This is a genomic window from Thauera sp. JM12B12, assembly GCF_039614725.1.
GTDB lineage: Bacteria > Pseudomonadota > Gammaproteobacteria > Burkholderiales > Rhodocyclaceae > Thauera.
Genome location: NZ_CP154859.1, coordinates 1,295,107 through 1,319,812, shown reverse-complemented (window position 1 = coordinate 1,319,812; position 24,706 = coordinate 1,295,107). Strand labels below are relative to the sequence as shown.

The window sequence follows — 24,706 nt, the reverse complement described above, 5'->3', positions numbered from 1 at the left end:
ATATCAGCCGGGCATGAAGCCGCCGGCAGCCCCCCCTTGGAGGCGCGGTTTTGGCAGAATGCGGGCTCCGCGCGCGGCGGTGAGCGCACAAAGGCAGACAAGCAAAGGGGAGAAGGGAATGCGTCGAGTGGTATTCAATCAGAAGGGCGGGGTCGGCAAATCGACGATCACCTGCAACCTGGCCGCGATCAGTGCACAGCAAGGCAAGCGCACCCTCGTCGTCGACCTCGACCCGCAGGGCAACTCGACGCAGTACCTGCTCGGCGCCGCGGGAGAGAACCTCGACGCCACGCTGGCCGATTTTTTCGATCAGACGCTCAACTTCAAGCTCAACCCGCGCGACACCGAGGCGTTCGTCGTCGCCACCCCGTTCGAGCGCCTGCATGTGATGCCCTCGCATCCGCTGCTCGAGGAGCTGCAGTCCAAGCTCGAGTCGCGCTACAAGATCTACAAGCTGCGCGACGCACTCGAGGAGTTGGCGAAGGACTTCGACTGCGTGTACATCGACACCCCGCCAGCGCTCAACTTCTTCACCCGCTCGGCGCTGATCGCCGCCGATGCCTGCCTGATTCCCTTCGATTGCGACGAGTTCTCGCGCAAGGCCCTGTACTCGCTGCTCGAGAACGTGCAGGAGATCAGGGCCGACCACAACCGCGACCTGCAGGTCGAGGGCATCGTGGTGAACCAGTTCCAGCCGCGCGCGAGCCTGCCGCAGAAGGTGGTGCAGGAACTCATCGACGAGGGCCTCCCGGTCTTGCAGCCCTACCTGTCGGCCTCGGTGAAGATCAAGGAGTCGCACGAGCAGGCCAAGCCGATGGTCCACCTCGACCCCAAGCACAAGCTGTCGCAGGAGTTCGTTGCCCTGCACGACACCCTCGCGCGCACGTACGGCACCTGAGCGCTCTGCAACGGGCCGGCAGCCGGCGCCACCGCCAGGCGTTCAACGCGGCGGTGGCAGGCGGGCGAGCTCGGACTCTTCCAGCCACTCCCGCCACACGGCCATCAGCACCGCCAGCACCACCGGCCCGAGGAAGAGCCCCACCAGGCCAAAGGCCGCCAGCCCGCCGAGCACGCCGAACATCACCAGCAGGAAGGGAATCCGCGTGGCGTTGCTGATCACCAGCGGGCGCACCAGGTTGTCCACCCAGCTCACCACCAGCACGCCCCACACCAGCAGGCCGACACCTTCGACGGTCTGCCCGCTCATCAGCAACCACAACGCGATCGAACCCCACGCGAACGGGGTGCCGAACGGAATCATCGCGATCACCGCGGTGATCGCCCCCATCAGCACCGGCGCCGGCACGCCCGCCCACCAGTAGCCGAGGCCGGCGACGAAGCCCTGGCCGATTGCGGTGGCGATCAGCCCCCACACCACGGCCTTGGTCATGCCGCCGACCGCCGCCAGGTAGGCATCGAGCCGCTCGCCGAGAAAGCGGCGCATCACCGCCACCACCTGCGCGAGCGCGCGTTCGCCGTCGCGATACAGGAAGAACACCGTGATCAGCGCAAAGCCGAGCTTGGCTGCATTGCGGCCGACGTCGCCGATCAGCGTCAACACGAGGTTGCTCCCCTGGCGCACCCACTCGGTGAGCTGCACGCGCAGGACCTCGGGCTCGCGGGTGAGCTCGCCCACCATCGCCTGCAGGTCATCGCCAATCCACGGCAGGCTGCGGATGAACTCGGGCAGCTCGAACGCCCCCTCGCGGATCTGCGCGGTCACGGCGGCGATCGCCACGCCCACCTCGGTGCGCAGCAGCATGCCGATCCACAGCGCCGGCAGCACGAACGCGGCGCTCAACAGCAGCGTCATCAGCAAGGCACCAAGGGTCGGATAACGGATCAGCCGGGCGCGCACGCGGCGGTAGGCCGGCCAGGTCGCGAAGGCGATGATCACCGCCCACGCCACCGGCACGATGAACATGTGCAGCACCGCATAGCTCAGCAGCAGCAGGCCGCCGAGCAGGAAGCCGAGGATGACGCGGCGGACGACCTTCTCGGCGACCTGATCGATCATGAGTCGTCCGTCCGCTCCGAGCCGGCAGGCTCCTGCTCGGCGCCAATCTCCGCGGCGGGCTCGGGCAGCCGGGTCGCCAGCACCTTGTCGATGCGCTTGCCGTCGAGGTCGATCACCTCGAGCCGCCAGTTCTCCCAGGTGGCGATGTCGCCCGTGCCCGGGAGGCGGCCGAGCAGCCACATCACCATGCCCGACAGGGTGTGATAGCGCCCCTTCTCTTCCTCGGGCACGGCCTTGATGCCGAGCCGGTCCTTGAGCTCGACGATCGGGATCAGGCCGTCCAGCAGCCAGGAGCCGTCCTCGCGCTGCACCGCCCACGCCTCCTCGGTGTCGTGGGGCAGGAACTCGCCGGTCACCGACTCGATCACGTCATGCAGCGTGACCATGCCCTGGATCTCGCCGTACTCGTCGATCACGAACACGGTGTAGGTGCCCGAGGCGCGGAACTGGTCGAGCAGCTCCATGCCCGTGAGCGACTCCGGGACATACACTGCGGGCTGCAACTCCCGGGTCAGATCGATCGGATCGCCGCGCAGCGACTGATTGAAGAGCTTCTTCGCGCTGGCGATGCCGAGGATGTCGTCGAGCCCGCCGCGGCAAACGGGAAAGCTGGAGTAGGCCGAGGACGCCACCAGCTCGAGGTTCTCCTCCAGCGGCCGCTCGAGGTCGAGCGCGACGATGTCCGCGCGCGGGACCATCAGTGAGCCGATCTGGCGGTCGTCGAGGCGAAATACGTTGCGCACCATGTCGTGTTCGCTCTTCTCGATCACCCCGGCCTCGGAGCCCTCGACCAGCATGGCGTGAATCTCCTCCTCGGTCACGCTCGGCCCGGTGCTCTCGCGCTGGCCCATCAGGCGCAGCAGCACCGCGGTGGAACCGCCCAGCAGGTAGACGAAGGGGCGCGAGGCGACGGAGAGCACGTTCATCGGCCGCGCCACCAGGCGGGCGATGCCTTCCGGGTCGATCTGGCCGATGCGCTTGGGCACCAGCTCGCCCACCACGATCGACACGTAGGTGATCACCACCACGACCAGCACGGTCGAGCCGATCTCGCTCACGCCCTGCTCCATGCCCAGGCCGTGCAGCCAGTCCGCGAGCGGACCGGCGAGCGCGGCCTCGCCGACGATGCCGTTGAGGATGCCGATCGAGGTGATGCCGATCTGGATCGTGGACAGGAAACGGGTCGGGTCCTCGCCGAGCTTGATCGCGACCGCGGCCGAGCCATCGCCCTCCTCAGCCAGGCGCGCGAGCCGTGCCCGCCGTGCGGTGACGAGCGCGATCTCGGACATGGCGAAAACGCCGTTGAGGATGATGAGGGCGATCAGAAAGACGATTTCCATGGATTCGGATAGGTTGACATGAGGGCGCCGGACCGCCGCCGGACAAGACTGCGGACCGCGTGCGCCGGACGCCGGCGATCATGCCCGAGCCCTGACCGGGTGTCGACCGCAGCTCCGGGCCGAGGTTTGCAGCAAACCCTTGACTTTGCCGTGGTGCACCAGACACACTCGCGCCCCATCAAGGGGAGTAGCTTTTTCGCCCCGGCATCGTCATCACGGCAGCTCGGTCCCCGGACCGTCTCCCGGTGCCGGGGGCAACGATCGAATCCGTTGCAAGCGAGACCTTGCCCAAGGGCAAGGTCCGTGCAGCGTCAGCACGCAAGGGTCTGCGTCCTTCGGGAACAGGCCCTTTTTCGTTTTTGTGTGCGGAGCGCGCGGTGGAATCGATCGGAACGTGGTGGTTGTGGGCGGCCTTTGCCGCCATCGTGGTGACGATGTTGCTCGTGGACCTGTTCGCCTTCGGTGGCGGCAGGCAGCATCGGGTGTCGTTGAAGGAGGCGGCGGGCTGGTCGCTCGCCTGGGTCACCGTGGCGATGCTGTTCGCCCTGGGACTGTGGTGGTACCTGGACGGCAGCATGGGGCGCGCGATCGCCAACGAGAAGACGCTCGCCTTCGTCACCGGCTACCTGGTCGAGAAGTCGCTTGCGGTCGACAACGTCTTCGTGTGGATGATGATCTTCAGCTTCTTCGCGGTGCCGCTGGAACTGCAGCGCCGCGTGCTGCTGTACGGCATCGTCGGCGCGATCGTGCTGCGCACGATCATGATCTTCGCCGGCAGCTGGCTGATCAGCGAGTTCCACTGGATCCTCTACATCTTCGGCGCCTTCCTGGTAGTCACCGGCATCAAGATGGCGTGGTTCTCGGAGCACGATCCGGACCTCGAGAAGAACCCCCTCATCCGCTGGATCCGCAACCACTACCCGATCACGGAGAAGCTCGAGGGCGAGCGCTTCTTCGTGATGCGCGACGGCGTGCGCATGATGACGCCGCTGTTCCTCGCCCTCGTGCTGGTCGAGATCTCCGACGTGATCTTCGCGGTCGACAGCATCCCGGCGATCTTCGCGATCACCACCGACCCCTTCATCGTGCTGACCTCGAACCTCTTCGCCATCCTCGGCCTGCGCGCGATGTACTTCCTGCTCGCCGACCTCGGCGACCGCTTCGAGCTGCTCAAGTACGGCCTGGCCGCGATCCTGGTGTTCATCGGCACCAAGATGCTCATCGTCGAGTGGATCAAGGTGCCGGTGCTCGTGTCGCTGTCGGTGGTGGCCACGATCCTCGCCTGCTCGGTGTTCGCCAGCCTGTGGTACGCCGCGCGCAAGGACAAGGAGGCCGCCTCGATCCGCGCGAGCTGATGCGCGCCAGGCGGCTCGGCTCCGGGCGGCCTCGCCCGCCCCCCGAGCCGCCATCGACCGACGCCTCGCCGGCGCCCGTTTCCCCGCAACCCAAAGCAGCCGAGTCCTGAAATGACCGCAAGCCTCCAACGCCTCGTCGAGTCCGCCGCCTTCCAGCGCTTCATCGTCGCCGTGATCGTGATCAACGCGATCACGCTCGGTCTCGAGACCTCTCCGACCGCCATGCAGCAGGCCGGCGGCCTGCTGCTCGCGCTCGATCGCGCCGCGCTCGTCGTCTTCGTGGTCGAAATCGCGCTCAAGCTCTACGTCTATCGCCTGCGCTTCTTCCGCAGCGGCTGGAACGTGTTCGACTTCACCATCGTCGCGATCACGCTCGCCCCCACCGGCGAGGGCCTGCAGGTGCTGCGCTCGCTGCGCATCCTGCGCGCACTGCGCCTGGTGTCGGTGATCCCCTCGATGCGAAAGGTGGTCAATGCGCTGCTGCGCGCCATCCCCGGCATGGGCTCGGTGCTCACCCTGCTGCTGCTCGTTTTCTACGTCGCCGCGGTGATGAGCACCAAGCTCTTCGGTGCCCGCTTCCCGGACTGGTTCGGCAGCATCGGCGAGTCCTTCTACACGCTGTTCCAGGTCATGACCCTGGAGTCGTGGTCGATGGGCATCGCCCGTCCGGTCATGGAGGCCTACCCCTACGCCTGGATCTTCTTCGTGCTCTTCATCCTGCTCACCACCTTCGCGGTGCTCAACCTCTTCATCGCCATCGTGGTGGACTCGATGAGCGCGGTCGAGCACGCCGAGCAGGCGCAGACGCGCGAGCTGGTCAGCGTGGACCACGACGCGGTGCTTGCCGAGTTGCGCGCGATCCGTGCCGAGCTGGCGGAGCTGCGGCGCGGCGGCGGCGCGCCGCCGGCTTCGGACCGAGGCGCCGCAGCCGAGCTCAGCGCTTGACCTCGAGCAGCTCGATCACGAAGCTCAGCGTGCTGTCGGGCGGAACCTTCCCGGCCACGCCGCGGCTGCCGTAGGCGGTCTCGGGCGGGCACACGATGCGCACCGCGCCGCCCGGCTTCATCTGCTGCAGCACCTCCTTCCAGCACGGGATCAGGGCCTCGAGCGGCAGCTCGGCCGGCCGGCCACGGCTGTAGGAGCTGTCGAATTCCTTGCCGTCAGCGAGCGTGCCCTGGTAATGCACGCGCACCACGTCGGCCAGCGTCGGCGCCGCGCCGCTCTCGCCTGCACGGTAGGTCTGGACGGTGACGCCCGAGGGCAAGGTGGTGATCTGCGGCCCGGCGGCGTGGGCGAGCGGAAGGTGCAGCAAGGCGAGAAAAGGCAGCAGTCGGCGCATGGCGGCTCCCGGATGAGGGTCGGTTGCGAACGGATGAACGCGCCCGAGCTTACACCGGGAGCCGTGCCCGCCTGCACCCCGCTCGCCCGGGCTGCCCCGCTCGCCTGCCGTCCCCGCGCTCACCGCCTATCGCCCGGGTGGGCGGATTCGGGCTTGGCCAGCCGCCCGCTCAGCGCCTTCAGGAAGGCGACGAGGGCGGCCCTTTCCGGCGCGCTCAGCTGCAGCGGCGCAATCAGCGGGCTCTGCCCGGGCGCCCCCGCGCCGCCGCGATCGTAGTACGCGACCACCGCCTCCAGGGTCGGCAGCGAGCCGTCGTGCATGTAGGGCGCGGTGGCGGCCACTTCGCGCAGCATCGGCGTCCTGTAGGCCCAGCGCTCGCGCGGGTCGCGCGTGATCTCGAAGCGTCCGAGGTCGCTACGCGGCGCCGCACCGATGCTGCGCACCACCGCGGCGCGCATGCGCGCACGCACGCCCGGCGCCAGCTCGACCTCGACCGCTCCACCTTCCTGGCTGCGCAGCCAGCCGATGCCGGTGTTGTGGTACGCGAAATCGGACAGCAGCGCATCGCGCTCGCCGATGAGGTGGCAGGCCGCGCAGCGGCCCTTGCCGGTGAAGATCGCCAGGCCCGCCTTCTCCTCGGCGCTCAGCGCATCGCGCGCGCCACCGTAACGGTAGCGATCGAAGCGCGAGTCGCCCGCCACCAGGGTGCGCTGGAAGCTCGCCAGCGCCGCGCCCACGGTATCGGCAGTCGCACCACGGCCGGCGAAGGCGGCTTCGAACAGGCCGACATAGTCGGGCAGCGCGCGCAGGTGGTCGAGCACGTGGCCGAGCGAGGGGTTCGCCATCTCGTCGGGCGCGAGCAGCGGGCCCCACACCTGGGTCTCCAGGGCGCCCTCGCGGCCGTCGTGGAACAGGCGCGGATGGTAGGCGACGTTGATCAGGCCGGGGGCGTTGCGGCGCGCGCTGGCGCCTTCGTTGCCCACCGGGGTGCGCAACTCGTTCGAGGTGAAGCCCTGCTCCGGCACATGGCACATCGCGCACGACATCGTGCCGTTGAAGGACAGGCGACGATCGAAGAAGAGCTTGCGACCGAGCTCCACCTTCGCCGCCGTGGGCGGGTTGTCCGCGGGAAACGGCAGCGCGGGCAGCCCGAGCGGGGTGTCGATCGCGAGCGGCACATCGGCACCCGGCCTCTGGACGGCCGACATCTGGGCGACCGGCATCTCGGCAGCGAACGCCCGCGCCACCAGCAATACCGCCAGCAGCGCGCCCTCAAGGCGCGGCCGGCTCCAGCAACAGCGTCTCGATGTCATTGAGCATCACGTCCGGCAGCAGGAAGGCGCTCGAGTAGATCTCGCGCACGCGCCCGCGCGCGTCGATCAGGAACAGCTTGAGCATGTGGTTCAGCACCCGCGTCGGCTGCCCCTGAGCATCCACCTCCACCGACACGTCCTGGCCGAGCTCGTCGAGCAGGGGCTTGAGCTCGGCCACCGAGCGCGTGGTCAGGAAATGCCAGCGCAGCGGACTCGCCGGATCGGCGAGGCGACCTGCGTAGCGCCTCATCTCCTCCGGAACGTCATGCGCCGGATCGAAGGACAGGCTGACCAGCTGCACGCGGCGCGCACGCTCGGGACGCGCCAACAGCCGGTCGCGGAGCGTCGTCATCGTCTCGTACGCCAGCGGGCAACCGATCGGGTCGGTGCAATAGGTGTACATGAAGGACAGCAGCGTCACCCGCCCCGTGGTGTAGCGCGAGAAGGGCTGGCGGCGGCCGTCGATGTCCAGCACCGTGCCCTGCGGCACGCGCTGGATCGGCGGCAAGCTGTAGCTGCCGGGCACCGGGGGGACGAAGTCCTGCACCGGCGCCCTGGGCGCACGTTCAGGCGAGCCGGCGCCGAGCGACGCGGCGCCCGACAGCAGACCCGCAGCCACCAGCACCGCCGTTCTTGCCCACCGGCCTGCGCGGTTCATGTGCGCTCACCGCTGCGCGATCGCCACCTCGCGGCCCGGGTCCCGGGCCGTCCCCGGTGCCGGCTTGGCGGAGAACTTCATGTGGTGCGCGCGCCCGAGCCCGAGCGCATGGAAGTCCAGCGCGAACTGCTCGGTCAGGGCCTTGCCGTCCCAGTGGTAGAGCTTGAGGAACTGCTCGTCGTCGGCGCCGCGCTTGTCCCAGTTGGCAAGCAGGCTGCTGGTGAAATACACGCGCTTGCCGTCCCAGCTCTGGCTCACCATGTTCACCTGCTTGCCGATGACCTTCTCGTAGGTCTGCACCGGCGCCTCGGGGTTGGAAATGTCGAAGTAGCGCGTCTTGCCGTCCATGAAGGTGTTCACCCACAGCCCCTTGGCGTCGGCGGTGATCGAGATGTCGACCGGCAGCGGGATCTGCGCCGGGTCGCCGACCGCAGCCACGGCCTTGGCCTGCCATTCGCCCGCCGCATCCTGCTTCACCAGCACGAGCTGCGAGGTCAGCGCGGTGGCGGTCAGCGCCCAATTGTCGCCCGCCTTCAGCGACCAGCGGATCTCCAGCGGCGAGCCCGGCACGTTCATCACCTTCTGCGGCTTCATCGCCTTCAGGTCCCACATCACCATCGTGCTGCCGAAGCGCGTCATCGCCTCGGCGTCCTGCACCAGCTTGCCGAAGTCCATCATGTAGTTGTTCCAGCCGGTGAAGCTGGAGGTGAGCAGCGCGTTCTTCTGCGGATTGATGCCGATGTCGTAGCCATAGCCGTCGGCCGCCACGCCGTCGTGCTCGCCGGTCGGCATGTCGTACTTGGCGACGAACTCGCCCTTGTTGTTGTACACCGCGATGCCTGTGCGCCCGCCATGGTCCTGCGTGTTCGACAGCCCCTGCACCAGCATGCGCCCGGGCAAGGCATAGAAGGTGTGCGGACCGACGAAGCCGGTCTTGTCGGCGAAGTCGGCGATGGTCTGCACCAGCGTGGGCGCAGCCGGGTTGCTGCCGATGTCGAACACGAAGATCTTGTTGTCGTCCAGGCGGCCGGCCCACAGGTAGCGGCGGTCGTCGCTGAAGCCGCCATGGTGCGCCTCGCCACGCCCGCCGACGCTGAGCACATGCACGACCTTGCCGTAGTCGGGGGACTGCGGATTCACATCCACGGTGACGAGCTTGTCCGACTCGTCACCCAGGCCCTTCACGCCGAGCGTCCATACATGGACGTAGTCTTCCTGGCCCTTGATCAGGGTGCTGAGGTAGGGCGAATTGCAGGTTTCGTCGGCGGCAAGCTGCGGCGCGGCGAGCATGGACGACAGCAGCACGGCCATCGCTGTGAGGCGGATACGAGGCGTCTTCATGGCGCACCTCCTTCTCTCTGTCGGGATCGAGGCCGCCGGCCAGAACACGGGGGGCGATCGCATGTCCTGCCGCGTCATGGTCGGGCGGTCGCCCTTGGAACCTAGAAGCCGGACCCCGTCATGTCAATGTGGATCGACGCCGTCCGCGAGGGCGGGCACACAGCCCGCTGCCGTCTTCAAATAGACTGTCGGCCCCGACAACGACACACCCTCAGCCACCGATGAAGATCGATCTGCTCCCGATCGGCTCCCGCTTCCAGTGGAAAGGCCGCAGCTACACCAAGGTGGGTCCGATGACGGCCGCGGCAGACGGTGGCGGCACGGAGTTCGTCCCCAAGCACGCAGCGCTGCAGCCCATCCCCGGCGAGACCCCGCCGCCCGCGGTGCCGGCCGAGGCCTCAGCGGCGATCGACGCGGCGAAGGTCAAGGCCGCGTTCGAGACCTATCACCGCACGGCGCTCGGTGTCGCGGACGAGGCAGGCCGGCTGGCACTGCAGCGCGCGCGGGCCAGGTTCCTCGCGGAGATCGGCTAGGAGCTTGTCCAGAGCGTGATCGTCATGCGGCAATGCCGCATCCGCCGCCAGGATGGCGACGCGCTCGGTGCGCGGCGGGCGACAGGCGTTCTGTGGAACGCCCCCGTCGGCCGATCGCCGCCACCGCACCCGATCCGGAAGCCTCCCATCCAGCAGGCGGCGCCCCACTCCAGGGAAGCGCCAGCCTGAGGTTTACAGCTTCCCGGCCACCCAGGCCTTCACCCCCGCCAGCGCCGCCGGCAGGTTCTCCGGCTGGGTGCCGCCGGCCTGGGCCATGTCGGGGCGGCCGCCGCCCTTGCCGCCGACCTGCTGGGCAACGAAGTTGACCAGCTCGCCGGCCTTGACCTTGGCGGTGTGGTCGGCGGTGACGCCGGCGATCAGGCTGACCTTGCCCTCGCCCACGCTCGCCAGCACGATCGCCGCCGACTTGAGCTTGTCCTTGAGCTTGTCCATGGTGTCGCGCAGCGTGGGCACGTCGGCGCCTTCGAGCACGGCGGCGAGCACCTTGAGGCCGCCCACGTCCACCGCCTGGTTCGCCAGCTCGTCGCCCTGGCTGGCGGCGAGCTTGCTCTTGAGGCGGGCCAGTTCCTTCTCCAGCGTGCGCACGTTGTCGAGGATGCCGGCGACGCGCTCGGCGACCTCGTCGGGCTGCACCTTGAGCAGCGCCGACATGCCCTGCACGCGGCGCTCCTGCTCCTGCGCGTAGCGCAGCGCGTTCTCGCCGGTGATCGCCTCGACGCGGCGGATACCGGCGGCGACGCCGCCTTCGGTCACGATCTTGAACAGGCCGATGTCGCCGGTGCGCGCAACGTGGGTGCCGCCGCACAGCTCTTTCGAGGTGCCGATCGACAGCACGCGCACCTCGTCGGCGTACTTCTCGCCGAACAGCATCATCGCGCCCGACTTCTGCGCCGCCTCCAGCGCCATGACCTCTGCCTGCGTCGCGCTGTTGGCAAGGATCTCGCGGTTGACGATTTCCTCGACCTCGCGGATCTCCTCGGCGCTCATCGGCGCGGTGTGGGCGAAGTCGAAGCGGGTCTTGTCGGGATCGACCAGCGAGCCCTTCTGCTGCACATGGCCGCCGAGCACCTCGCGCAAGGCCTTGTGCATGAGGTGGGTGACCGAGTGGTTGCGCGCGGTGGCGGCGCGGGCGGCGACATCGACCCGGGCGGACACGCCCTGCCCGACCGCCAGCTTGCCGGTGCGCACCACGCCGTGGTGGCCGAACACCGCGGCCTGGATCTTCTGCGTGTCCTCGACGCCGAAGATGCCGGCCGCGCCACGCAGCTCGCCGCGGTCGCCGACCTGGCCGCCCGACTCCGCGTAGAACGGGGTGTGGTCGAGCACGACCACGCCCATCTCGCCCTCGAGCAGTTCATTCACCGGGGCGCCGTCCTTGTACAGCGCGAGGATGTTGCCCTTCTCTTCCAGCAGCGTGTAGCCGTGGAAGGTGGTTTCGGGGCCGTCGTAGTCGAGGTTGGCCGCCATCTTGAACTTGCCGGCGGCGCGCGCCTGCTCCTTCTGGCGCGCCATCGCGGCGTCGAAGGCGGCGGCATCCACGGTCACGTCACGTTCGCGACAGATGTCTGCAGTGAGGTCGAGCGGGAAGCCGTAGGTGTCATGCAGCTTGAAGGCGGTGTTGCCGTCGAAGACCTTCTTGCCCGCCGCTTCCATCGCGGCGAGTTCGGCCTCCACGATCGCCATGCCGTTCTCGATGGTGGCAAAGAAGCGCTCCTCTTCCTGGCGCAGCACATCCATGATGCGGCGCTCGCCGGCCTTCAGTTCCGGATAGGCGCTGCCCATCTCGCCGACCAGGTCGGGCACCATCTTGTGGAAGAAGGCGGCGCGCGCGCCGAGCTTGTAGCCGTGGCGGATCGCGCGGCGGATGATGCGCCGCAGCACGTAGCCGCGACCCTCGTTGCCCGGGATCACGCCGTCGGCGATCAGGAAGGAACAGGCACGGATGTGGTCGGCCAGCACCTTCAGCGAGGGCGAATCCATGTCCGCGGCCGAAGTTTCACGCGCGGCAGCCTTGATCAGCGCCTGAAACAGGTCGATCTCGTAGTTGGCATGCACGCCCTGCAGCACGGCCGAGATGCGTTCCAGGCCCATGCCGGTGTCCACCGAGGGCTTGGGCAGCGGATGCATCACGCCCTGCTCGTCGCGGTTGAACTGCATGAACACGTTGTTCCAGATCTCGATGTAGCGGTCGCCGTCCTCCTCGGGCGATCCCGGGGGGCCGCCCCAGATGTGCTCGCCATGGTCGTAGAAGATCTCGGTGCACGGGCCGCAGGGACCGGTGTCGCCCATCATCCAGAAGTTGTCCGAGGCGTAGCGCGCGCCCTTGTTGTCGCCGATGCGGATCACGCGATCAGAAGGCACGCCGACTTCCCTGGTCCAGATGTCGTAGGCCTCGTCGTCCTCGGCGTACACCGTGACCCACAGCTTGTCCTTGGGCAGCTTGAAGACCTCGGTGAGCAGTTCCCAGGCGTAGGAAATCGCGTCGCGCTTGAAGTAGTCGCCGAAGCTGAAGTTGCCCAGCATCTCGAAGAAGGTGTGGTGGCGCGCGGTGTAGCCGACGTTCTCGAGGTCGTTGTGCTTGCCGCCGGCCCGAACGCACTTCTGCGAGGTGGTGGCACGGGTGTAGGCGCGCTTGTCGAAGCCGAGGAACACGTCCTTGAACTGGTTCATGCCGGCGTTGGTGAACAGCAGCGTCGGGTCCTCGTGCGGCACCAGCGAGCTGGAGGCAACGATCTGGTGACCCTTGGACTCGAAGAACTTGAGGAAGGCGTCGCGGATTTCGGCGGATTTCATGGAAGTTTGCGTGTTTTCTGGACGATTGGCCCGCACTGCAGGCGAATGCGCAAGTTTATCATGAGCTTAAGCGCGTCATTTGCCGCCCCCGCTCCAGGACGGGCTTCGCCTATAATTGACGCGAACGTCAACCAACCACGGGACACGAGCACACCATGGGTAACCGCCTCTCCAAGATCTACACCCGCACCGGCGACGCCGGCACCACCGGCCTGGGCGACGGCAAGCGCGTCTCCAAGAACAGCCTGCGTATCCACGCGCTGGGCGAGGTCGACGAGACCAATGCCATCATCGGCCTGCTGCTTTGCGAGGAACTGCCGGAGGACGTGCGCGTGCTGCTGACCAACGTGCAGCACGACCTCTTCGATCTCGGCGGCGAGGTCTGCATCCCGGGCATGAGCATGATCACCGACAAGCAGGTCACCCACCTCGAGGAGGAGCTCGACCGCTTCAACGAACCCCTCGAGCCGCTCAAGGACTTCATCCTGCCCGGCGGCACCCGCGCCGCGGCCTACGCCCACCACGCCCGCACCGTGTGCCGCCGCGCCGAACGTGCGCTGGTGGCGCTGGCACTGGAAGAAGCGGTCAATGACGCCCCGCGCCAGTACCTCAACCGTCTGTCCGACCTGCTGTTCGTGCTCGGCCGCGTGCTCAACCGCGCCGGCGGCCGCGGCGACGTGCTGTGGCAGAAGCGCAAGAATGCGTGAGGCGTCAGGAGCCGGGCGCCGCGCTCATGGGCGCCTCGCCACTCACCGCCTGGGCGGCGAGGAGCTCGCGGAACAAGGCTGAACCCTGCGCCAGCTCCCAGGCGCGGCCCACCGCCTCGATGCGCCCGGCGCGCATCAGGATCACCTCGTCGAAGCGGTCCAGCAGGTGCAGCCGATGCACCGAGGACACCAGGGTCGCATCGGCAAAGTGCGTGAACAGGCGCTGATAGACCCGCGCCTCGGTTTCCGGATCGAGGCTGCTGGTGGGCTCGTCGAGCAGCAGCAGGCTCGTGCCTTCGGCGGCAAGCACGCCGCGCGCCAGCGCGAGGCGCTGGCGCTGGCCGCCCGACCAGTTGGCGCCGCCCTCCACCACGCGTGTATCCAGCCCCTGAGCCAGGCCCTCGACCACCGCATCCGCGCCGGCGGCATGCACCGCAGCCGCCACGCGCTCCGCTGATGCAGCCTCGCCGAGGCGAAGGTTCTCGCCCAGCGTGCCGTCGAACATCTCGGCCTGCTGAGGGATCAGCGTCGCCAGCGGGCGCAGGCGCGCCGGCATGTCCGCGGCCGCGTTACCGTCAAGGGTCAGGCGACCCGCAGCAGGCGCATCCAGCCCGGCGAGCAGGCGCAGCAACGTGGTCTTGCCCGCACCACTGGGACCGACGAGCGCATAGCGCCGCCCGCGGACCAACTCGAGACGCTCGACTTCCAGCGCGGCGGCCCGCGCATCGCCATGGGCGAAGCGCACCCCCTCGAGCACCAGCGTGCGCCAGTGCGCCCCCGCAGGCGTGCCCTCGTCGGCCGCCGCGGCCGTCTGCGGCGCGGAGAACAGCGGTTCGGCCGCGGCATAGTTGGCGCGCTGGCGGGCGAGCGACTGAAAGTGGGCGGCGATCGCGGTGATCACCCCACCAGCCTGCTGCGAGTACTCGTACACCATGAAGACCTTGCCGAGCGCGATCGTGCCTGCCGCCGCTGCGGCCCCACCCGCCGCCGCGCCGAAGCCGAACACGCCGGCGGCCTCGGCCGCATACACGCCGACCAGCACGCACCACAGCGCGCTCGCGAGCAGATCCACCGAGCACCACTTGGCCTCGTTCAACACGATGCTCTTCTTCAGCGGCCCGAACACCGCGAGCAGGCGCTCGCCGATCAGCCGCGCCACCCCGGCCCCGCGGCGCAGCGCGAGCACCGAGAGCACGTTGCCGAGCACGTCGACCAGCGTCGCCGAATACGCCCGCTCGGCGCGATTCTCGTCCACCGCGATGCGCATCATCACGCGGTCGAAGCGCGTGATCAGCAGACCGATCAAGCCGTAGCCCAGCGTGGCGACCGCACCCACCAGCGGCGAGATCAGCCACAGCGCGACGATCGGCCCCACCAGGCGCACGGTGTTCTGCAGGTAGATGAACTGGCTCTGGGCGAAGTCGTAGAGCGCGTTGGTGCTTTGCTGCACGCGGTGCGTGGTCTCGCCGGAGTGATGGCGCTCGTGCCAGGAGAGCGGCGCCGCGAGCAGGCGCCCGACGAGCAGCGCCGACAACCGCTCGCGCACCCTGAGCGCGGCGTTGCGCTCGAGGATGCGCCCCGGGCCGTGCAGCACCCAGCTCGCCACGATGGCCGCGAACACCATCGCCAGCCAGCGCGCCGCCTCGTTCATCGCCTCCAGCCCGCCGGACTGGATCAGGTTGATCGCATTGCCGGCGAGCCAGGGCACGGCGAGCTTGAACAGCTGCGAAGCGAGCAGCAGCAGGAAGGCGAACAGCAGCAGGTGGCGCGCACCCGCGGCGTGCCGCCAGAGCGCGCCGTACAGCGCACCGAGGCTGACTGGACGCTCGGGGGCACCCGCCTCGAGCGGCACCGACGACGCGTCCGCAGCTGCTTCATCCGGGCGAGGCGGCTCGCTGACAGGCGCGGCGGCGGCAGCCGATGCGGGCGGCGAGACCTTGCCCGGCCCGGGCGCGGAAACATCGACCATGGAGAACTCCGTATCAGTGGGTCTGGTCCGCGGCCGTATCCGGCGCGGGGTCGAACAGCGAAATCTGCGCCGCCACCGGCACGGCAAGCGCCTCGGAAAAACGCACGCCGACGCCGAGCAGGCGCACCGCCAGCCCCTTGCGCGCATACGCCTCCTCGAGCAGGGCCTGCCAGATGCGCACGTCCGGCACCTCGCACACGCATTCGGCGGTGGTGCGCGAGAAGTCCGCGAAGCGGATCTTCACCACCGCCTTGTGCACCGGCCGCGGCTCCCGCGCACGCTCGAAGCGGCGCTGGAAGTCCGCGATCAGCGCATCGAGCGCGCTGCGGCAGGCGGCGAGATCGGGCAGATCCTGGGCATAGGTCGTCTCCACCGACAGCGACTTGCGGATGCGGTCGGGCTGCACCGCGCGCTCGTCGATGCCGCGGCACAGCCGGTAAAGGCTGGCGCCGAAGCTGCCGAACTGCTGGGTCAGCTCGGCCGCGCCCCACGCGCGCAACTCGCCGCAGGTATGCACGCCCAGGCGGTTGAGCTTCGCTGCCGTCACCTTGCCGACGCCGAAGATCTTCTTCACCGGCAGCGCGGCAACGAAGGCGTCGACGTCCTGCGGTCGCACGACGAACTGGCCGTCGGGCTTGTTCCAGTCGCTCGCCACCTTGGCAATGAACTTGTTGGGCGCGATGCCGGCCGAGGCAGTGATGCCGACCTCTGCGCGGATACGGTCGCGGATCTCCTGCGCCATCAGCGAGGCCGAGCCACGACAGCGCTCGACCCCGGTGACGTCGAGGTAGGCCTCGTCGAGCGAGAGCGGCTCGACCAGCGGGGTGTAGTCACGGTAGATGGCGAGGATGCGGCGCGAGGCCTCGCGGTAGCGCTCGAAGTCGGGCGGCAGCAGGATCAGCTGCGGGCACAGCTGGAGCGCGCGCGCGGTGGACATCGCCGAATGCACGCCGAACGCACGCGCCTCGTAGTTGCAGGTGGCGATCACGCCGCGCGTCTCGGCGCGCCCGCCCACCGCGATCGGCCGGCCGCGCAGGGCGGGGTCGTCGCGCATCTCGACCGCGGCGTAGAAGCAGTCGCAGTCGCAGTGGATGATCTTGCGCGTGGGATTGCTCATGCGCGACACGCGATGCAAAAGGGCCTGCGCACGGCAGGCCCTCCCGCTTGCGCCCGAAAGCGGTGACTCAGAACTCGGCGGCGCGCTTGACGCGGCGCTGGCGCACGCCCTCGGCGAGGATGTCGAGCACCTCGATGCTGTCTTCCCAGCCGATGCAGGCGTCGGTGATGCTCTTGCCGTACTCGAGCTCCTTGCCGGGGACCAGGTCCTGGCGACCCTCCTTGAGGTGGGACTCGACCATCACGCCCATGATGCGCTCCTCGCCGGTCGCGAGCTGCGCGGCGACATCGCGCGCCACATCGATCTGCAGCCGGTGCTGCTTGCGGCTGTTGCCGTGCGAGAAGTCGACCATGATCTTGTTGCACACGCCGGCGGAGGCCAGCGTCTGGCAGGCTGCATCCACGCTGGCGGCATCGTAGTTGGGCTCCTTGCCGCCGCGCAGGATGGCGTGGCAGTCCTCGTTGCCGCGGGTAGACACGATCGCCGAGTGGCCGGCCTTGGTCACCGACAGGAAGTGGTGCGGCGCCTGGGCGGCCTTGATCGCGTCGGCGGCGATGCGCAGGTTGCCGTCGGTGCCGTTCTTGAAGCCGACCGGGCACGACAGCCCGGAGGCGAGCTCGCGGTGCACCTGGCTCTCCGTCGTGCGCGCGCCGATCGCCCCCCACGAGATCAGGTCGGCGATGTACTGCGGGGTGATCATGTCGAGGAACTCGGTCCCGGCGGGCAAGCCGAGCTCGTTCACTTCCCACAGCAGCTTGCGCGCCAGGCGCACGCCATCGTTGATGCGGAAGCTGTTGTCCAGCCCGGGGTCGTTGATCAGCCCCTTCCAGCCCACCGTGGTGCGCGGCTTCTCGAAATACACCCGCATGACGATCAAGAGATCGTCCTTGACGCGAGCGGCCTCGGCCTTGAGCTTGTGCGCGTACTCCATCGCCGCCTTGGGGTCGTGGATCGAGCACGGCCCGATCACCACCAGCAGGCGGTCGTCGGCGCCGTACAGGATGCGGTGGATCGCCTGGCGTGCCTCATAGGCGACCTCGGCCGCCTTGGGCGTGGCAGGGTACTCGCGCAGCACGTGCGCCGGCGGCACGAGCTCCTTGATCTCCTGGATGCGGACGTCGTCGATGTGGACTTTCATGGAGGCGGTCATGCTGTGCCTTTCCTTGGATCTTTGCGGGGATGCGCGATTCTAGCGGAAAGGCGCCCCCAGGCGGACCCGATGCGGACTATAAGCACGATGATATGAACCGATCGCCGTCTGCCGCGTCTGTTGGTACACATGCACCGGCACCGCCGCGCGCGAATCCTGCCGCTGCAACTCGACGGCAACCCCTGCCGGACCGTTACCAAAGAGCCCATGACGATGCTGATCCAGAAACCCGCCGACGTACTGCCGTCGGAAATCACCCCTCGCAGCCTGTTCGAACGCCGGCGCGCCTTCCTCGCCCGCAGCGGCGCTGGCCTTGTGGCGGGTGCGGCGCTGTGGCACGGCCTGCCCGGCCGCGCGCGCGCGGCGAACAAGCTGCAGACCGTGCCCTCGGCGCTGAGCACCACCGAAGCTCCGACAGACTTCAAGGCGATCACGACCTACAACAATTTCTACGAGTTCGGCACCGACAAATCCGATCCGGCACGCAATGCACAGAAGATGGCCGTGCGCCCATGGACGGTGAATGTCGAGGGTGTGGTCGGCAAGCCGCGTCGCTTCGACATCGACGAACTGCTGAAGCTCGCCCCGCTCGAGGAGCGCATCTATCGCCTGCGCTGCGTCGAGGCCTGGTCGATGGTGGTGCCCTGGGTGGGCTTTCCGCTCGCGGCGCTGCTCAAGGAGGTCGAGCCGCTGGGCAGCGCGAAATACGTCGAGTTCGTCACCCACTACGACCCCAAGATCATGATCCGTGACGTGATCGACTGGCCCTATACCGAAGGCTTGCGCCTGGACGAGGCGATGCATCCGCTGACCCTGCTCGCCGTCGGCGTATATGGCGAGGTGCTTCCCAACCAGAACGGTGCGCCGCTGCGCCTGGTGGTGCCGTGGAAGTATGGCTTCAAGAGCGCCAAGTCGATCGTCACCATCCGCCTGACCGAGAAGGAGCCCGCCACCGCCTGGAACAAGTTCGCGCCGCAGGAATACGGCTTCTACTCCAACGTGAACCCCGAAGTGCGCCACCCGCGCTGGAGCCAGGCCAGCGAGCGCCGCATCGGCGAGTTGCGCAAGCGCCCGACGCAGATGTTCAATGGCTACGCCGAGCAGGTCGCCAGCCTCTACCAAGGCATGGATCTCAAGAAATTCTACTGAACACCGGCCGCGCCACGCGGCCCTGCCACTGCACACGATGCTCCCCTCCCTCAAGGCCCCCTCCGCGGGCACGATCTCCGCGTTCAAGGCGATCGTCTTCGCCCTCTGCCTGCTGCCCGCTTTGAATCTCGCCCTCGGCTGGCAGGCGGACACGCTCGGCGCCAATCCGATCGAGACCCTCACCCGCGCGAGCGGCGAATGGGCGCTGCGGCTGCTGCTCATCACCCTGACCGTCACGCCGCTGCGCCGCCTCACCGGCCTGCACTGGCTGCTGCGCCTGCGCCGCATGCTCGGGCTGTTCGCGTTCGCCTACGCGTTCAGCCATTTCGCCATTTACCTCTGGCTGGACCAGTTCTTCGACTGGTACGCGATCGCGCTCGACATCCTCGACCGCCCCTTCATCACGGTCGGTTTCGCCGCCTTCGTGCTGATGATTCCGCTCGCCGCGACCTCGAACAGCCTGGCCATCCGCCGGCTCGGCGGGCGCAAGTGGCAGTCGCTGCACCGCTCGACCTACGCGATCGCGATCTTCGCGGTACTGCACTTCTGGTGGCTGGTGAAGGCGGACATCAGCAGACCGCTGCTGTATGCGGTGATCCTCGCCGTGCTGCTCGGCCTGCGCGGGTGGTGGCGCGAACTGGAACGCCGCCGCCAGCTCTCGGTGCCGCCGCCGGCGAAGCACCTCGAGAAGAAGGTGATCCGGCTGGTGCCGCGCCAGTAGGTTCCGACGCTTCAGCGCCGGGCGAGACGCCAGAGCGAGGTGGTCTCCGCTGCACGTGCGGCATGCAGCGGATCGTCCGCATCGGACGCCTTGCCGTGGCGCGGAAGGATGTCCTCGCGCCCGAGCACTTTCAGCCCGGCCCCCTCGATCCAGCCGAGCAATTCGGCGCGGGTGCGCAGGCCGAGATGCTCGGCAAGGTCGGACAGGATCAGCCAGCCCTCGCCGCCCTCCTCGAGGTGTTCCGCCAGACCGGCGAGGAAGCCGCGCAGCATGCGGCTGTCGGGGTCGTACACCGCGTGCTCGATCGCGGCGCTCGGCTTGGCCGGCACCCAGGGCGGGTTGCAGACCACCAGCGGCGCGCGGCCGGGCGGAAAAAGGTCGGCCTGAAGCAGATCGACGCGGCCGGCGGACGCGTGATGGCCAGACGAGCCCGCGCCAGCGCTTGCCTCAAGACCACTGCCCTGCTCCGGGACCTCCGCCAACAGCCCGAGGCGGGCGAGGTTCTCCTGCGCGCAAGCCAGCGCACGCGGCGACACGTCGGTGGCCACCACGCGCGTCACCCCGCGGCGCGCGAGCAGCGCGGCGATCACGCCGGTACCCGTCCCGATGTCGAAGGCGCGCGTGGTCGCGGGCAGCGGCGCGCGCATGACCAGATCGAGGTATTCACCGCGGATCGGCGAGTACACGCCGTACCAGGGGTGGATGCGGGCACCGAGCGCGGGGATGTCCACGCCCTTGCACCGCCATTCGTGCGCGCCGACGAGGCCGAGCAGCTCGCGCAGCGACATCACGAACGGCGCCGAAGCCAGATCCGCATCCGGCGTACCGGCGACCGCCTCGGCAAGGATTGCGGCGACCTCGGGCGCGCGTCGCAGCGGGATGCGCGCGCCGGCCTCGAAGGGAATCAGCAGCATGCCCAGCGTGCGCGCGCGCTGCGCCTGGACCATGCGGTGCAAGTGAAAGGCCTCCGCGGGGGTGGCCGGCGACTTGCCCGCCCTGGCGACCTTGCCTGCCTTGGCCGGCTTTCGCGTACGGGCGTCGGCGCGGCGCGCCATCGCCTGCAGCAACTGGCGGGCGTTGTGGTAGTCGCCGCGCCACAGCAGCGCGGTCCCCTCGCAGGCCAGGCGCCAGGCGGCGTCGGCCTTGGTGGTGTCGTCGGCGATCACCACCCGGCGCGGTGGCGCCTGGCCGCTCTCGGAGCGCCAGCGCGCGCTGACACTGCGCATCACGCCGTCGTCCGCCCTCTCCTCCCAGACCAGCTCGGCCGGCGCGCTCGAGGGGCTCACGCCTGCTTCGGCCGGATCGCGTGCTTGGGGCGGAAAGCCTTGATCACTGCGTCATCGGTCTCGATGTAGGGGCCGCCGACAAGGTCGATGCAGTACGGGACCGCGGCGAAGATGCCGAGATGGCGCACGCCGCCGTCGGCATCGCGCACGCCCTCGAGCGTCTCGCGGATCGACTTGGGCTGACCGGGCAGGTTGACGATCAGGCACTTGCCGCGGATCACCGCGACCTGGCGCGACAGGATCGCGGTGGGCACGAAATTGAGGCTGATGCGACGCATCTCCTCGCCGAAGCCGGGCATCTCCTTGTCGCCGATGGCGAGCGTGGCCTCGGGGGTCACGTCGCGCACCGCCGGGCCAGTGCCGCCGGTGGTGAGCACCAGGTTGCAGCCGGCGTCATCGACCAGCTCGACCAGGGTGCGCTCGATGAGTGCGCGCTCGTCGGGGATGAGGCGGGTCTCGGCGCTCCACGGCGAGGTGAGCGCCTTGCCCAGCCAGTCCTTCAGCGCGGGAATGCCCTGGTCTTCGTAGGTGCCGTCGGAGGCGCGGTCGCTGATCGACACCAGGCCGATGCGAATGTGTTCACTCATGGGTTCGGTCCCTGTTCGGTGGCGTCGTCGCCGGCAGCGCGCTCCGCCTCGGCCTCGGCTGCGGCGTCGCTGGCTTCCTGCAGCTCACGCAGCACACGGAAGATCTCGCGGAAGGACTTGGGCGGCCTGGCGGCCTCGCGCTCCTTCAAGGCGTTGCGGCGCAGCGTGCGCAGGTATTGCAGGTCGGCCTCGGGCCAGGTCTCGGCGATGGTGCCGATGGTCTGCTCGTCTTCGAGCAGCTGCTCGCGCAGGCGCTCGAGGCGGTGCATCTTCGCCACCTCGGCGGCCGAGTTGCCGGCGAAGGCGTCGAGCTGGGCCTGGATCGGCACGGGGTCGATCTTGCGCATCAGCTTGCCGATGTACTGGAGCTGGCGGCGGCGCGCCTCCATCTTGAAACCCTGGGCGGCACGGATGGCTTCATACAGGGTCTCGGGCAGCGGCACCTTCTTGAGGCGCTCGGGCGAGAGCGCGACGAGCGCCTCGCCGAGATCCTGCAGCGCCTGCATGTCCCGCTTGCGGCTGCTCTTGCTCGGCGGCTCGGGGAAGTCGTCCTCGTCCGCGGGGTCGGAATGGTGGTGGCGCATTGCTTGGATGGGGGGCTGGCTCGATCGGGTTAAGATTATAGCCTTTGCACGCACCCGGCCCGCCCATGTCCAGCCAAGGCTTCTCCTTCTCGCAGGCGCATCTCGCCGAGATCGCCACCGACATCCTCAAATACGCGAAAAAGCGCGGCGCCTCGTCGTGCGAGACCGATGTCTCCGAAGGCTTCGGCCAGTCGGTCGCGGTGCGCCGCGGCGAGGTCGACACCATCGAGTACAACCGCGACAAGGGCGTCGGGGTCACCGTCTATCTCGGCCAGCAGCGCGGCTACGCGAGCACCTCCGACTTCTCGAAGAAGGCGCTCAAGGCGACCGTTGACGCCGCGCTGTCGATCGCACGCTTCACCGCGCCCGACCCCTGCGCCGGCCTGGCCGACGCCGCGCTGATGGCGAAGGCGAAGGAGTCGCCCGAACTCGATCTCTTCCACCCCTGGAACATCGACGTCGCGCAGGCCATCGAACTCGCCCGGCGCTGCGAGGACGCGGCCTTCGCGGTGAGTCCGAAGATCACCAATTCGGAAGGCGCCAACACGTCGGTACAGCAGTCGCACTTCGTGTCGGCCAACAGCCACGGCTTTCTGGGCGGCTACGCCACAACCCGCCATGGCCTGTCGTGCTCGGTGATCGCCGGCGAGGACGACGGCATGCAGCGCGAGTTCTGGTACGACTCGCGACGCGATCCCGCCGAACTGATGGCGGCGGAGGACGTCGGCCGCCTCGCCGGCGAGCGCGCACTGGCACGCCTGGGCGCGAAGAAGATCCGTACCTGCGAGGTGCCGGTGCTGTTCGAGGCGCCGCTCGCGGTGGCGCTGATCGGCAACTTCGTGCAGGCGGTGAGCGGCGGCGCGCTCTACCGCAAGTCGAGCTTCCTGCTCGACAGCCTCGGCCAGCTGGTGTTCTCCCCGGTGGTGAGCATCGCCGAACGCCCGCACCTCAGAAAGGCCTTCGGCTCGAGCCCCTTCGACAGCGACGGCGTCGCCACCCGCGACCGCGAGGTGGTCACCGACGGCGTGCTCAACGGCTACTTCCTGTCCACCTACTCGGCGCGCAAGCTCGGCATGCAGACCACCGCCAACGCGGGCGGCTCGCACAACCTGATCGTGAAGCCGGGCGAGCAGGATCTCGCCGGCCTGATCAAGCAGATGGATCGCGGCCTGCTCGTGACCGAACTGCTCGGCCACGGCGTGAATTACGTCACGGGCGATTACTCGCGCGGTGCGGCAGGCTTCTGGGTCGAGAAGGGCAGGATCAAGCACCCGGTCGAGGAAATCACCATCGCCGGCAACCTGCGCGACATGTTCCGCAACATCGTCGCGGTGGGTAACGACGCCCTGCCGCGCGGCGCCAAGCTGTGCGGCTCGGTGCTGATCGAGCGCATGAAGGTCGCCGGCCGTTGAGGCCGCATTGGTAGATACCCTGACACCCCTGGAATCGAGGCGCTCCGCGGCTCACCCGGGGTCTATAATCGTTCGCTGTAATTACACGCACTCGCAAGGAGAAATCGTGGAACGTCGTTCATTCCTCAAGAAGGCTGGTGTTGGCCTGGCTGCTGGCGCCGCTGCCGGTGTCGCCTCGACCGCGGCCGTCGCCGCCCCCGCCGTCCAGACCGGGCTGCCCGAAATCAAGTGGCGCATGACGTCGAGCTTCCCGAAGAGCATCGACACGCTGTACGGCAGTTCCGAGCTGCTCACCAACCGCCTGCGCGAGATCACCGGCGGCAAGTTCGACATCCGCGTCTTCCCCGCCGGCGAGATCGTCCCCGGCCTGCAGGCGCTCGACGCCGTGCAGCAGGGCACGGTCGAGATGTGCCACTCCTGCTCGTACTACTACGTCGGCAAGGACAAGACCTTCGCCTTCGGCACCGCGGTGCCCTTCGGCCTCAACGCCCGCCAGATGGACGCCTGGGTCATCGGCGGCGGCGGCCAGGAGCTGCTCGACGAGTTCTACAGCGCCTACAACGTTTACTCCTTCCTCGGCGGCAACACGGGCGTGCAGATGGGCGGCTGGTACCGCAAGCAGATCAACACCCTCGAGGACATCAAGGGCCTGAAGATCCGCATCGCCGGCCTCGGCGGCGAGATCCTGTCGCGCATGGGCGCGATCCCGCAGCAGATCGCGGGCTCGGACATCTACCCCTCGCTCGAGAAGGGCACCATCGACGCCGCCGAATGGGTCGCCCCCTACGACGACGAGAAGCTCGGCTTCTACAAGGTCGCGCCGAACTACTACTCCCCGGGCTGGTGGGAGCCGGGTCCGGCGGTGCACTTCTATGTGAACAAGGCCGAGTGGGACAAGCTGCCGAAGGAATACCAGGCTGCGTTCCGCGCCGCGTCGCGCGAGGCCCACATCCAGATGACCGCGATGTACGACCACAAGAACCCGCAGGCGCTCGCCCGCCTGCTGGCGCAGGGCGTGAAGCTGCAGAACTTCTCCAACGAGATCATGAAGAAGGCCTACGAGGTGTCGCGCGAGCTGTACGCCGAGGAAGCGGCCAAGAACCCGGCGTGGGCAAAGATCTACACCGAGTTCGAGAAGTACCGGAAGTCGCAGAACGCGTGGTTCAGCGTTGCCGAGGCCGGCTTCGACCGCTTCATGCAGTCGGTGCGCTGAGCACCTCACCCGCCCGCGAAAGCCCGCGCGTTGCGCGGGTTTTTCTTTGCTTCGGGGCGCAGCCCTCGTCTCGGGCTGCCCATGAAGAAGCCGGGCCTGCG

At 68.4% G+C, this 24,706-nt stretch carries 22 protein-coding genes; 9 read left to right on the top strand and 13 right to left on the bottom strand.

The window, feature by feature from the left end:
* The first annotated feature begins 118 nt into the window (after positions 1-118).
* Positions 119-898: a ParA family protein gene (locus AAG895_RS05895; RefSeq protein WP_345794599.1), complete on the top strand. Its 780-nt coding sequence runs from the start codon at positions 119-121 to the stop codon at positions 896-898.
* Positions 899-940: 42 nt separating this feature from the next.
* Here AAG895_RS05895 and AAG895_RS05890 read toward each other — a convergent pair whose 3' ends face one another.
* Positions 941-2,017 (bottom strand): AI-2E family transporter, encoded by a 1,077-nt coding sequence (locus tag AAG895_RS05890; protein WP_345794598.1) that lies wholly within the window; start codon positions 2,015-2,017, stop codon positions 941-943.
* The gene (locus AAG895_RS05885; RefSeq protein ID WP_345794597.1) at positions 2,014-3,357 is read right to left on the bottom strand and encodes a hemolysin family protein; all 1,344 of its coding nucleotides are present in this window, start codon (positions 3,355-3,357) and stop codon (positions 2,014-2,016) included. The genes AAG895_RS05890 and AAG895_RS05885 overlap by 4 nt, the downstream gene beginning before the upstream one ends.
* A gap of 377 nt (positions 3,358-3,734) precedes the next feature.
* Here AAG895_RS05885 and AAG895_RS05880 point away from each other — a divergent pair, with 377 nt between their 5' ends.
* Both AAG895_RS05880 and AAG895_RS05875 read left to right on the top strand, forming a co-directional pair.
* Positions 3,735-4,712, top strand: a complete 978-nt coding sequence (locus tag AAG895_RS05880) for a TerC family protein (protein WP_345794596.1) — start codon at positions 3,735-3,737, stop codon at positions 4,710-4,712.
* A gap of 111 nt (positions 4,713-4,823) precedes the next feature.
* Positions 4,824-5,657, top strand: coding sequence for an ion transporter (locus AAG895_RS05875; protein WP_345794595.1), 834 nt, complete (start codon positions 4,824-4,826; stop codon positions 5,655-5,657).
* On the opposite strand, the gene AAG895_RS05870 is transcribed toward AAG895_RS05875, so the two are convergent.
* The 4 genes from AAG895_RS05870 to AAG895_RS05855 form a co-directional block, all read right to left on the bottom strand.
* Positions 5,647-6,051: an FKBP-type peptidyl-prolyl cis-trans isomerase gene (locus tag AAG895_RS05870; protein WP_345794594.1), complete on the bottom strand. Its 405-nt coding sequence runs from the start codon at positions 6,049-6,051 to the stop codon at positions 5,647-5,649. The two genes, AAG895_RS05875 and AAG895_RS05870, sit on opposite strands and share 11 nt — an antisense overlap.
* Before the next feature lie 119 nt (positions 6,052-6,170).
* A complete protein-coding gene (locus AAG895_RS05865; RefSeq protein WP_345794593.1) occupies positions 6,171-7,364 on the bottom strand; it encodes a cytochrome c peroxidase in 1,194 nt (397 codons plus the stop codon).
* Positions 7,324-8,022, bottom strand: coding sequence for an SCO family protein (locus AAG895_RS05860; RefSeq protein ID WP_345794592.1), 699 nt, complete (start codon positions 8,020-8,022; stop codon positions 7,324-7,326). The genes AAG895_RS05865 and AAG895_RS05860 overlap by 41 nt, the downstream gene beginning before the upstream one ends.
* Before the next feature lie 6 nt (positions 8,023-8,028).
* The gene (locus AAG895_RS05855) at positions 8,029-9,363 is read right to left on the bottom strand and encodes a selenium-binding protein SBP56-related protein (protein WP_345794591.1); all 1,335 of its coding nucleotides are present in this window, start codon (positions 9,361-9,363) and stop codon (positions 8,029-8,031) included.
* Between the two features lie 221 nt (positions 9,364-9,584).
* Between AAG895_RS05855 and AAG895_RS05850 the strand changes: the two genes are divergently transcribed.
* Entirely contained in the window at positions 9,585-9,896 is a 312-nt protein-coding gene (locus AAG895_RS05850; protein WP_345794590.1) for a hypothetical protein, read from the top strand.
* Positions 9,897-10,088: 192 nt separating this feature from the next.
* Here AAG895_RS05850 and alaS read toward each other — a convergent pair whose 3' ends face one another.
* Positions 10,089-12,710, bottom strand: coding sequence for an alanine--tRNA ligase (gene alaS, locus AAG895_RS05845; RefSeq protein WP_345794589.1), 2,622 nt, complete (start codon positions 12,708-12,710; stop codon positions 10,089-10,091).
* 155 nt (positions 12,711-12,865) lie between these two features.
* On the opposite strand from alaS, the gene AAG895_RS05840 reads away from it, so the two are divergent.
* Complete coding sequence (locus AAG895_RS05840; RefSeq protein ID WP_320366055.1) at positions 12,866-13,417, top strand: cob(I)yrinic acid a,c-diamide adenosyltransferase; 552 nt, start codon at positions 12,866-12,868, stop codon at positions 13,415-13,417.
* A gap of 4 nt (positions 13,418-13,421) precedes the next feature.
* Here AAG895_RS05840 and AAG895_RS05835 read toward each other — a convergent pair whose 3' ends face one another.
* The 3 genes from AAG895_RS05835 to aroG form a co-directional block, all read right to left on the bottom strand.
* On the bottom strand, positions 13,422-15,386 hold the full coding sequence (locus tag AAG895_RS05835; RefSeq protein WP_345794588.1) for an ABC transporter ATP-binding protein: 1,965 nt from the start codon (positions 15,384-15,386) through the stop codon (positions 13,422-13,424).
* Between the two features lie 13 nt (positions 15,387-15,399).
* Positions 15,400-16,503 carry a DNA polymerase IV gene (dinB, locus tag AAG895_RS05830; RefSeq protein WP_345794587.1) on the bottom strand — a complete coding sequence of 368 codons (1,104 nt, stop codon included), beginning with the start codon at positions 16,501-16,503 and terminating at the stop codon, positions 15,400-15,402.
* Between the two features lie 67 nt (positions 16,504-16,570).
* Positions 16,571-17,653, bottom strand: coding sequence for a 3-deoxy-7-phosphoheptulonate synthase AroG (aroG, locus tag AAG895_RS05825; protein WP_345794586.1), 1,083 nt, complete (start codon positions 17,651-17,653; stop codon positions 16,571-16,573).
* 213 nt (positions 17,654-17,866) lie between these two features.
* Here aroG and msrP point away from each other — a divergent pair, with 213 nt between their 5' ends.
* Together msrP and AAG895_RS05815 are read left to right on the top strand one after the other, a co-directional pair.
* Entirely contained in the window at positions 17,867-18,802 is a 936-nt protein-coding gene (gene msrP, locus AAG895_RS05820; protein ID WP_345795239.1) for a protein-methionine-sulfoxide reductase catalytic subunit MsrP, read from the top strand.
* 37 nt (positions 18,803-18,839) lie between these two features.
* Positions 18,840-19,523 carry a protein-methionine-sulfoxide reductase heme-binding subunit MsrQ gene (locus AAG895_RS05815; RefSeq protein ID WP_345794585.1) on the top strand — a complete coding sequence of 228 codons (684 nt, stop codon included), beginning with the start codon at positions 18,840-18,842 and terminating at the stop codon, positions 19,521-19,523.
* Between the two features lie 11 nt (positions 19,524-19,534).
* Here AAG895_RS05815 and AAG895_RS05810 read toward each other — a convergent pair whose 3' ends face one another.
* The 3 genes from AAG895_RS05810 to yjgA are packed head-to-tail and all read right to left on the bottom strand — an operon-like array spanning position 19,535 to position 21,980.
* Complete coding sequence (locus tag AAG895_RS05810; RefSeq protein ID WP_345795238.1) at positions 19,535-20,749, bottom strand: class I SAM-dependent methyltransferase; 1,215 nt, start codon at positions 20,747-20,749, stop codon at positions 19,535-19,537.
* Positions 20,750-20,805: 56 nt separating this feature from the next.
* On the bottom strand, positions 20,806-21,396 hold the full coding sequence (mog, locus tag AAG895_RS05805) for a molybdopterin adenylyltransferase (RefSeq protein WP_345794584.1): 591 nt from the start codon (positions 21,394-21,396) through the stop codon (positions 20,806-20,808).
* Entirely contained in the window at positions 21,393-21,980 is a 588-nt protein-coding gene (yjgA, locus tag AAG895_RS05800) for a ribosome biogenesis factor YjgA (RefSeq protein WP_345794583.1), read from the bottom strand. The genes mog and yjgA overlap by 4 nt, the downstream gene beginning before the upstream one ends.
* Positions 21,981-22,045: 65 nt before the next feature.
* Here yjgA and pmbA point away from each other — a divergent pair, with 65 nt between their 5' ends.
* Positions 22,046-23,392 carry a metalloprotease PmbA gene (pmbA, locus tag AAG895_RS05795; protein ID WP_345794582.1) on the top strand — a complete coding sequence of 449 codons (1,347 nt, stop codon included), beginning with the start codon at positions 22,046-22,048 and terminating at the stop codon, positions 23,390-23,392.
* A 106-nt stretch (positions 23,393-23,498) separates the two neighbouring features.
* Positions 23,499-24,605: a TRAP transporter substrate-binding protein gene (locus tag AAG895_RS05790; protein ID WP_345794581.1), complete on the top strand. Its 1,107-nt coding sequence runs from the start codon at positions 23,499-23,501 to the stop codon at positions 24,603-24,605.
* The last annotated feature ends 101 nt before the right edge of the window (positions 24,606-24,706 follow it).

Excerpts from the sequence above, each read along its gene's own strand:
- AAG895_RS05895 (WP_345794599.1), top strand. The coding sequence starts at position 119 with ATGCGTCGAGTGGTATTCAATCAGAAGGGCGGGGTCGGCAAATCGACG.
- AAG895_RS05890 (WP_345794598.1), bottom strand. The coding sequence starts at position 2,017 with ATGATCGATCAGGTCGCCGAGAAGGTCGTCCGCCGCGTCATCCTCGGC.
- AAG895_RS05885 (WP_345794597.1), bottom strand. The coding sequence starts at position 3,357 with ATGGAAATCGTCTTTCTGATCGCCCTCATCATCCTCAACGGCGTTTTC.
- AAG895_RS05875 (WP_345794595.1), top strand. The coding sequence starts at position 4,824 with ATGACCGCAAGCCTCCAACGCCTCGTCGAGTCCGCCGCCTTCCAGCGC.
- AAG895_RS05870 (WP_345794594.1), bottom strand. The coding sequence starts at position 6,051 with ATGCGCCGACTGCTGCCTTTTCTCGCCTTGCTGCACCTTCCGCTCGCC.
- AAG895_RS05865 (WP_345794593.1), bottom strand. The coding sequence starts at position 7,364 with ATGACATCGAGACGCTGTTGCTGGAGCCGGCCGCGCCTTGAGGGCGCG.
- AAG895_RS05860 (WP_345794592.1), bottom strand. The coding sequence starts at position 8,022 with ATGAACCGCGCAGGCCGGTGGGCAAGAACGGCGGTGCTGGTGGCTGCG.
- AAG895_RS05855 (WP_345794591.1), bottom strand. The coding sequence starts at position 9,363 with ATGAAGACGCCTCGTATCCGCCTCACAGCGATGGCCGTGCTGCTGTCG.
- AAG895_RS05850 (WP_345794590.1), top strand. The coding sequence starts at position 9,585 with ATGAAGATCGATCTGCTCCCGATCGGCTCCCGCTTCCAGTGGAAAGGC.
- alaS (WP_345794589.1), bottom strand. The coding sequence starts at position 12,710 with ATGAAATCCGCCGAAATCCGCGACGCCTTCCTCAAGTTCTTCGAGTCC.
- AAG895_RS05840 (WP_320366055.1), top strand. The coding sequence starts at position 12,866 with ATGGGTAACCGCCTCTCCAAGATCTACACCCGCACCGGCGACGCCGGC.
- AAG895_RS05835 (WP_345794588.1), bottom strand. The coding sequence starts at position 15,386 with ATGGTCGATGTTTCCGCGCCCGGGCCGGGCAAGGTCTCGCCGCCCGCA.
- dinB (WP_345794587.1), bottom strand. The coding sequence starts at position 16,503 with ATGAGCAATCCCACGCGCAAGATCATCCACTGCGACTGCGACTGCTTC.
- aroG (WP_345794586.1), bottom strand. The coding sequence starts at position 17,653 with ATGACCGCCTCCATGAAAGTCCACATCGACGACGTCCGCATCCAGGAG.
- msrP (WP_345795239.1), top strand. The coding sequence starts at position 17,867 with ATGCTGATCCAGAAACCCGCCGACGTACTGCCGTCGGAAATCACCCCT.
- AAG895_RS05815 (WP_345794585.1), top strand. The coding sequence starts at position 18,840 with ATGCTCCCCTCCCTCAAGGCCCCCTCCGCGGGCACGATCTCCGCGTTC.
- AAG895_RS05810 (WP_345795238.1), bottom strand. The coding sequence starts at position 20,749 with ATGCGCAGTGTCAGCGCGCGCTGGCGCTCCGAGAGCGGCCAGGCGCCA.
- mog (WP_345794584.1), bottom strand. The coding sequence starts at position 21,396 with ATGAGTGAACACATTCGCATCGGCCTGGTGTCGATCAGCGACCGCGCC.
- yjgA (WP_345794583.1), bottom strand. The coding sequence starts at position 21,980 with ATGCGCCACCACCATTCCGACCCCGCGGACGAGGACGACTTCCCCGAG.
- pmbA (WP_345794582.1), top strand. The coding sequence starts at position 22,046 with ATGTCCAGCCAAGGCTTCTCCTTCTCGCAGGCGCATCTCGCCGAGATC.